6 protein-coding genes and 1 riboswitch are annotated in these 8,612 nt (G+C 41.6%); of the genes, 4 read left to right on the top strand and 2 right to left on the bottom strand.

The genetic code is table 11. The features are described from left to right. Positions 1-99: 99 nt before the first annotated feature. Entirely contained in the window at positions 100-1,911 is a 1,812-nt protein-coding gene (gene pepF / locus ACFOZY_RS10915; protein ID WP_378155321.1) for an oligoendopeptidase F, read from the bottom strand. Between the two features lie 719 nt (positions 1,912-2,630). Here pepF and ACFOZY_RS10910 point away from each other — a divergent pair. Next, the gene (locus ACFOZY_RS10910) at positions 2,631-2,861 is read left to right on the top strand and encodes a hypothetical protein (RefSeq protein ID WP_378155319.1); all 231 of its coding nucleotides are present in this window, start codon (positions 2,631-2,633) and stop codon (positions 2,859-2,861) included. A gap of 75 nt (positions 2,862-2,936) precedes the next feature. Here ACFOZY_RS10910 and ACFOZY_RS10905 read toward each other — a convergent pair whose 3' ends face one another. Next, on the bottom strand, positions 2,937-3,419 hold the full coding sequence (locus ACFOZY_RS10905; protein ID WP_378155317.1) for a QueT transporter family protein: 483 nt from the start codon (positions 3,417-3,419) through the stop codon (positions 2,937-2,939). 6 nt (positions 3,420-3,425) lie between these two features. Continuing rightward, a riboswitch (PreQ1 riboswitch) is annotated at positions 3,426-3,470 on the bottom strand. Positions 3,471-3,584: 114 nt separating this feature from the next. Here ACFOZY_RS10905 and ACFOZY_RS10900 point away from each other — a divergent pair. The 3 genes from ACFOZY_RS10900 (at position 3,585) to ACFOZY_RS10890 (ending at position 8,550) form a co-directional block, all read left to right on the top strand. Continuing rightward, complete coding sequence (locus ACFOZY_RS10900) at positions 3,585-3,752, top strand: glycine zipper domain-containing protein (RefSeq protein ID WP_378155315.1); 168 nt, start codon at positions 3,585-3,587, stop codon at positions 3,750-3,752. Positions 3,753-4,084: 332 nt separating this feature from the next. Next, on the top strand, positions 4,085-6,289 hold the full coding sequence (locus tag ACFOZY_RS10895) for an outer membrane protein assembly factor BamB family protein (protein ID WP_378155313.1): 2,205 nt from the start codon (positions 4,085-4,087) through the stop codon (positions 6,287-6,289). A 125-nt stretch (positions 6,290-6,414) separates the two neighbouring features. Next, the gene (locus tag ACFOZY_RS10890) at positions 6,415-8,550 is read left to right on the top strand and encodes an outer membrane protein assembly factor BamB family protein (protein ID WP_378155311.1); all 2,136 of its coding nucleotides are present in this window, start codon (positions 6,415-6,417) and stop codon (positions 8,548-8,550) included. Positions 8,551-8,612: the final 62 nt, after the last annotated feature.

Genomic DNA, 8,612 nt, shown 5'->3' with positions numbered 1-8,612 from the left:
TGAAAGTTTGCGTCAATCATCTTAATTGAACCGCCGTATACCGAACGGTACGTACGGTGGTGTGAGAGGTCGGGGGTTAGTCACCCCCTCCTACTCGATTCAGTTCGATCCGACTTCGATTTCATTGGTTAATGTTTCAAGTTGCTCGATCAATGAACCGATGAACGCAATTGTATCTCGTAACGGTTGTTCGGTCGTAATATCGACACCTGCCATCTTGCTTAGTTCAACTGGTGTTTTAGTACCACCGGCTTGAAGGACCTCAAGCCATGCATTTACTGCAGGCTGGCCTTCTTTTAGAATGCGCTGGGATACTTGGGTAGAAATCGTTAATCCGGCACTATAAGTATACGGGTACAAGCCCATATAGTAGTGAGGCTGGCGCATCCACGTCAATTCTGCACCTTCCTGAATTTCTACGTCTTCTCCCCAGAACTCTTCCAATACACTGCGTTTGTACGTATTCAAAATCCCTGCATTGACACTTTCGCCAGCATCGATTCGTTCGTACACTTTTCGTTGGTATGCAGCTTCAAGTAGGTGCGTTACAAAGTTGTGGTAATACGTTCTTGCAATAATGGCTGAAATGACCCAGCGCTTGAACCGCGGATCGTCCGAGTTTTTCAATAGATGGTTTGCCATCAGCATCTCGTTCATCGTGGATGGTGCTTCGATGAAATAGAGGGATGGGCGTGAATTGAACACATTTTGGTTCTTATGAGCATTGTAGAAGTGTCCTGCATGGCCTAACTCATGAGCTAATACAAAGACGTCATCCATGCTTCCTGACCAAGAGATCAGAATATACGGATGAACACCATAAGGGCTTGAACAGAATGCTCCTGTGGATTTACCTTTGTTCTGAGCAAAGTCGATCCAACGCTCGTCGAATGAGCGGTTTACCATATTGATATAATCTTCACCCATAATTTGTAGGCCATCTTGCATGTATTTACGGGACTCTTCAACCGTAATTTTAGGTTCGAAAGTTGGATCTAAAGGAATCTTCAAATCGGCAAATGTCATCTTGTCCAAGCCGTGCACCTTTTGTAAGAGCTTTGCATATTTACGCATATGTGGTGCCAGTTCGGACATAATCAGATCGATTTGGCGGTTATAAAGTTCCCGGTCCACTTGCTGATCGAAAAGCAGGGACTCGAATATGTTATCGAAACCGCGTAAATCTGAAGTTGTTTTCTCGGTTTGAAGATGGGCATCATACGTCTTAGCAGTTGTATGTTGGTAGTCTTTTAATTTGTCGTAAAACGCTTTATAAGCTGCGCGTCGAACCTCGGCATCGGGATCAGCTTCAAGAGAACCTTCAAATATATTGTAGCTAAGTGGATACATCTTGCCGTTCACTTCAAATTCCCCGAAATTCATGTCTACCAATTTGGTTGTGTTATATAGTCCGTAAGGAGCGTCAAAGGATGACTGGAATGCAGCCAATGTTTTTTCCACTTCCGGATGGAGTTGATGAGGCTTGAAAAGAAGTAGCTTTTCTAAGTAATTTTTAAATTCCGCTGATTCATTCATCGCTTCTTCAATTGTTTCAGCAGGAAGTTCAGATAGCTCACTGTTTAAGAATGAAACTTTACTAAATACTTTTGCAGCTGTGGAGTCGAATTTACTCGCGCGCATTTGTGCCTCATCATTTGTTTGATCTGTGCTTAAAGATAAACTTGCATAAGTGCCGGCTGGAATCACCATTTCATAAATCTTTTCATAATCCTTTAGGGCATGAATAGCCGAAACTGCATCTGTAATTTTGCCTTTATGCTTTTCAACGAATTGATCAACAGCTTCAGTCAGGTTTTTGATCGCCTGATTGAAGGCTTCTTCTGTTTCAAATAGATCCTTCAAGTTCCATGTTTCTTCTACATTTACTTCTGAACGAAGTTTTACAGTCAATGGGACCACTCCTTTAGTTCGGGTTTCGAAGAATTGCTTAGTCTATCTTACTATATGTATAAAAGAGTAGAAATAGTTATTTACTAACTTTCTGAACATTTTAATAGATAAGTCTTTTCGCCTAAATAGAAAAAGCATGGTCTAAAAACAGACCATGCCTTTTTCCTTCCCCATCACTGGGGTTTGCACTCGGAAAATTTGTCAATCGTACTCACTGACGATTTTAAAATCTCTCGTCAATTCCTATTCAGTTGTGACTGCAATTCGCCATTCCGGCTTTCGGTCATAAACACTCGTCTATGAAGCTTTGCAGTCTTTTCACTTGCACTTAAACAAAAAACTTTTTACTGATGTGTTGCTCTGTACAATCGGAACCTAAATATATCGGTTCCCGACGAGAGTGCCTTTCGCCAGTAAAGCAAATTTTCCGCCAAGGCCGTGCAATTCATCCTTCGGAGTCGCTTGTAAACGCATGTTTACCAGCCCCTTCCTACGGTAGTTCCGCCTTGTATAATTATTTTACCCGCTGCCGGAAACGATAAACATTTTTTAACAAAAAACTTCCGTTTTATTTCCATTTGATATTAATAAATCAAAGAATGTACGTCACGAGTGCATATTTGTTTGTCCACAATGAAAAAAATGTTTTAAAGCTTCCAAATTCTTCATTATATATAGTATAATGAAATCATTCAGAATTTTTACTTGGGGTGGTATGCATGGGCACAGGTTTGGTGGCCGTTGTCTTAATATTCTCGATTCCAATCATTGCGATCATCTCCGATCATCTTATTAAAAGTGCAAAGTTGAAAAACAGCATGATTAAAGACCAATTGGAACTCGAAAAGCTAAAACAGGAAAATTTCGTACTTGAAACCGAGAAGATGAAGCTTGAATTGGAACAAATGAAGCTGGATTTCACGAAAGATGACAGTAAAATTAGTTTATAACTGAAATCTCTGACAGGACTATTCCTGTCTCTTTTTTTATGCAAAAAAGCCGTCACAATCATGTGACGGCCATAATTATAGTAATTTCTCGAAGTTAAGGCGTTTGTTGAGCGCGAGCATAACCGGAATACCTACCGCCATGACCACAAATTCGCCAACGGCTACTGTCAACCAAGTGAACAGGAATGGTAATTCCAATGCTAAATTGAGTTCAAACGCGATTATGAACATCGTAAATGTAAAAACAATCGTGTTGAAAATCATCCGCTGTACAATTCCCTTTATGAATTTTGCAGAGAAAATTGTAATGGATAAAGCAATGATGGATTGAGCTACCCCAAACACTAAATCATATGCTCCAAGTGGTGAAAATAGATTGGTGATGAAAACACCCAGTACAATAGCGAAGATAAACTTCTTATTAAATATGACCAGATGGTTAAACATCTCTGAAATTCGGAATTGGACATTTGTAAACCCGAATGGCGCCACGATTAACGATACGGCAACATACAGAGCCGCCACAATTCCACTAATAGCTAAACCTTTTACTTTCATATTCACTTCTCCTTAGTTTTTTATCGTGGGAGGTTCTCGAACCACGTTGTGTTGAACACAAAGTAATATTATAGTAGAGTTTATGTTTTACTGTCAATGCCATGACAGAAGAATGGCTGGAGTACATGACTAACTGGTAGGATCGTGTTGAACGGAGGCAACAGTATGCGAAACAGAAAGACTACCCCGCCTTCTATTTGGAGAGGGGTACTATTTGGTGTTGTTATTGGACTTGTTTTTGGCTTGATTGTTCGGAATATCGTAATTGGAATCCTTCTCGGGATCGCTTTAGCTGTTGGCTTAGGGAGGATATACCGAAGAAATACGAAGTAAATTATATGATTCGGAAGACTGTGTGATGGTTAATGCCCATCTGCAGTCTTTTTATGTTTAGAAGAATTCAAGTCATTCTGTATATATCAGAATGAATTTTAATAATTTTCAACATTGCTTTGATTTGCGAAATAGTCCAAAATAAACGTTTAAGTTTCAAAATAGTGGCTATTTAGTTAATGATGGGTGTAAAAATGCTTATACATATCTATCCAAATTGTTGTAAATTTTTGTCGAATGATAGGTTGAATGATTTAAAAGAAAGGAGTAAGATTATTTTCGCGTCAAATTTATGACAATATTGTAACAAATTTTGAAAGCGGGTGTATTTAATGAAAAGCAATGCCGGAACTTACAAATCTATTTTCATCGGAGCCATCATCTTAATATTTGCATTAATCATTCTACTTTTTGTTTCGAAAATGGTAACAACCGATGAAGGTTCAGAAGAAGATACCGACCAGGTTGAACAAACCTCTGATGTTTCAAACGATAAAGGTGAAAATGCCCCTAAAGCCAACCCCGATGTTAAAGTCGAATATCCGACTAGCAATTGGACAACTCATGGTGGCGATTACTATAACCGTAGATACTCAGCGTTGGAACAAGTAAATGTTGAGAACATAAAAGATTTAAAACCACAATGGGTGACAAGTCTTGGCTCAGGATTGGAGTTCAAGTATTCCGGTGAAGCCACTCCTCTTGTGGAAGATGGCATCATGTATATCGCGACAGGTGCAAATGATGTGTTAGCATTGGAAGCTGTTACTGGTGAAAAGATTTGGGAATACCGTCCAGAACTTGCTGAAGGTCTCGATACTGTCTGTTGTGGTTGGACAACACGTGGTGTTGCAATCGGTGATGATAAGATATATGTAGGCTTGTTGGATGCGCGTTTAGTCGCACTCGACAAAACGACTGGTGAAGTCGTTTGGGAACGAGAAGTGGCAAACTGGGAAGAAGGGTACACAATCACAAGTGCACCGCTATACTATGATGGTAAAGTCTTTACAGGTGTTGCAGGTGGTGAATACGGAATTAAAGGGCGTATGACAGCCTATGATTCCGATAATGGAATTGAAGTGTGGCGTTGGTCGTCTATTCCAGGGCCAGGCGAACAAGGACATGATACATGGCCTGAGGATAGTGACGCTTACTTGACTGGTGGAGCGCCAATCTGGCAAACACCAGCTGTAGATCCAGAGTTAGGGATGATTTACTTTGCAACAGGTAATACCTCCCCTGACCTTGATGGCAGCGGCCGTGAAGGAGATAACCTATATGCCAACTCTGTCGTAGCATTAGACGTGAATACTGGTAATTACCAATGGCACTTCCAAGAAGTACACCATGACATTTGGGATATGGACCCTGCGAACCCTGTTATCCTATACGATGTAGAAATGGACGGGGAAAAGAAAAAAGGGATTGGACAAGCAGGTAAAACTGGTTGGCTATATTTATTAGACCGTACGAATGGTGAGCCGTTAGTTGGAATTGAAGAAAAAGAAGTGCCTCAAATGGAAGAACAAAAAACTTCTCCGACACAACCATTCCCGGTTGGTGATGCTTTTGTTCCACAAGAAGTTACTAAAGAAGATGTGGAAAGAGATTTAGGTCCAGAATTCGAAGGTGAAATTGGCGGCATCTTTACTCCGTTCTGGGATGTTCCGATTACACTGAAACCAGGTCCGCAAGGTGGGGCAAACTGGCCACCGTCTTCCTTTAACCCTGACACGGAATATTACTATATATTAGGTAATGATGGATACTTCTCTTTTGAAAGAAGTGAGCAAGAAGAGTATAAAGAAGGCGATCAATACTTGGGCAGTATTTTCGGTCCAGTACTCGATGCTCCTCAAAGAGGAACTGTTACTGCAATTGACGTCAAAACGAATAAAATCGCTTGGCAGCAAAAGTGGGATGCCATTGCATATAGCGGTATCCTTACCACTAAAGGAAACCTTCTATTTACTGGCCATAATGACGGACGCCTAATCGCTTATGATGCAAAAACGGGCGACCAAGTTTGGGAATTCATGACGGATGCAGGTGTCAACGCACCGCCAATCACGTATGAAGTTGCTGGAGAACAATATATCTCTGTATTTGCAGCAGGCAACTCTCTTGCTGGTACAAAACATGGCGATAAAGTATATACATTTAAGTTGAATGGAGACCTGAAAGAAGGAACTGTAATTGATGCTTCTGAAGGAAAAAGTGCCTCTGGTAAAGCGCCACAAAAAGACGATGCTGAAGCAAATGCTGATAGCGATGCTGGCAAAGTAGAAGCAGATCAAGGCCTTGCTATCTACGAAGCAAACTGTCTTGCATGTCACGGTGAACAAGGTGCGAGCGGCCATAATGGACCGAACTTACAAGATAGCCCAATTACCCCTGATAAAAACGCAGTAATTGAGCGCATTAAAAATGGCGGGGCTTCAATGCCGTCGTTTGAAGGTACATTGAGTGAGGAAGAAATTCAAGCAGTAGCAGACTATGTAACAGATGTTCTTTCACCAATGAGCAAGGAATAAAAATTTATCTTAGACTGCAAATGGCAAAACGATGCCATTTGCAGTCTTTTTTGTTGAAAAGTTTTTAAATCTTTTAATCTTAATAGAACAAATTAGTTCATATAATGCGGAAAGGGGGTAGGGGAATGAGAAATCAAATTGGGAAAACGTATTTCAATATCTTCATAGGTTCCATCATCTTGGCATTCATATTACCTGGATTGGTTTTAATTTCTAAAGTGATGCCGGAAGAAGAGGAAGAAGCCTATGTTCCGCCGCCGATAGTGGAGAAGGAGAAACAACCGATCGTGTCTGCAGTAGAGTATCCATCTGCAGAATGGACAACCTATGGCGGGGATCTTTTCAATCGGAGATATTCTCTGTTAGATCAGATTAATACGGAGAATATTGCTGATTTGAAACCTGAATGGGTGACGAGTCTTGGTTCTGGTCTGGAATTCAAATATTCAGGAGAGGCGACACCATTAGTTCAAGATGGAGTAATGTATATTGCCACTGGGGCTCATGATGTACTGGCTTTGAATGCCGTAACCGGAGAAAAGATTTGGGAGTATCGACCGAAGCTCGCAGAAAAATTGGATACGGTTTGTTGTGGCTGGACTACACGCGGTGTCGCACTTGGTGAAGGAAAAGTTTTTGTCGGATTACTCGATGCAAGGTTAGTGGCTTTGGATCAGAAAACGGGTGAAGTCATTTGGGAAACAGAAGTGGCGAATTGGGAAGAGGGTTATACCATCACAAGCGCACCATTATACTACGATGGCAAGGTATTCACGGGAGTTTCCGGAGGAGAGTATGGCATTCGGGGCCGTTTAACTGCCTATGATTCGGATAATGGATTTGAAGTGTGGCGATGGTACTCCATTCCGGGCCCTGGGGAAAAGGGTCATGATTCATGGCCATCCGATAATGATGCTTGGCTGACGGGAGGGGCGCCGATATGGCAAACGCCAGCTGTTGATCCAGAGCTTGGATATATCTATTTCTCAACAGGTAATACGGCACCTGATGTAGATGGAAGCATGCGAGAAGGAGATAATTTATATGCAGATTCCATTGTGGCATTAGATGTTAAGACCGGCCAATATAAGTGGCATTTTCAAGAGGTACATCATGATATCTGGGATATGGATAGTCCGAACCCCGTCATCCTGTATGATGTTGAAATGGATGGGAAAGTCCGGAAGGGTATTGGGCAGGCAGGTAAAACAGGATGGGTGTATTTGTTAGATCGTACAAATGGAAAGCCGCTGGTCGGTATTGTTGAAAAGGCAGTTCCACAGGATGAGCGCCAAAAAACCGCTAAAACACAGCCTTTCCCTATCGGTGATTCGTTTGTTCCACAGACCATAACGGAAGAGGACGTTGCGAGGGATTTAGGTCCAAATTTCGAAGGGGAAATCGGCAGCATTTTCACACCATTCTGGGATGTGCCGGTCACTTTAAAACCAGGGACATTTGGCGGGGCGAACTGGCCGCCTTCAGCCTACAATCCTGATACTGAGTATTTTTATGTATTAGGAAATGACAATTATTTCTCTTTTGAGAGGAATGAATTAAACGAGTTTTCAGAAGGAGATATGTATTTAGGAAGTATTTTCGGACCTGTTCTTGATGCACCTGCAAGAGGGACAGTTACTGCAATCGATGTTAAGACGAACAAAATTGCGTGGCAGCAAAATTGGGATACGATTGCTTACAGCGGTGCATTAACAACCAAAGGAAATCTATTGTTTGTCGGTCATAATGATGGAAGACTGATTGCATACGATGCAACGACAGGGGAACAAGTGTGGGAATTCATGACGGATGCAGGAGTGAATGCTCCAGCAATTACTTACGAAATCGATGGTGAACAATATATATCCGTATTTGCCGCAGGAAACTCACTTGCAGGAAGCAAACATGGAGACAAAGTTTATACATTTAAATTGAATGGTGCCCTCCCTGCCGGAACAGTAATCGATGCTTCTCAGTCTGCCAACCAGCCTACTGACGAAGATGTAGTGGCTGTGGATGTTGGTCAAGGCTTAGCGATATTTGAAGCAAATTGCCTTGCGTGCCATGGAGACCAAGGAACAGGAGGACATAACGGTCCCGATTTACAGAAAAGCCTCATTACTGAAGACAAAGACGAAGTACTGGAAAGGATTAAAAATGGCGGTGCCTCCATGCCTTCTTTCAAGGATACTTTAAGTGAAGAGGAAATCGAAGCAGTCGCTGCTTATGTAACTAAGATCATTTCTAAAATAGGTGACTAAAGAGAGGCCCATTATGGGCTTCTTTTTTTGAATAATAAAAATAATCCATTTAGATTGGGGTT

The organism is Chungangia koreensis, from assembly GCF_042651785.1.
Lineage (GTDB): Bacteria > Bacillota > Bacilli > Bacillales_A > Planococcaceae > Chungangia > Chungangia koreensis.
The sequence above is the reverse complement of the archived record's forward strand: the minus strand, read 5'-3'. Positions and strand labels throughout refer to the sequence as shown.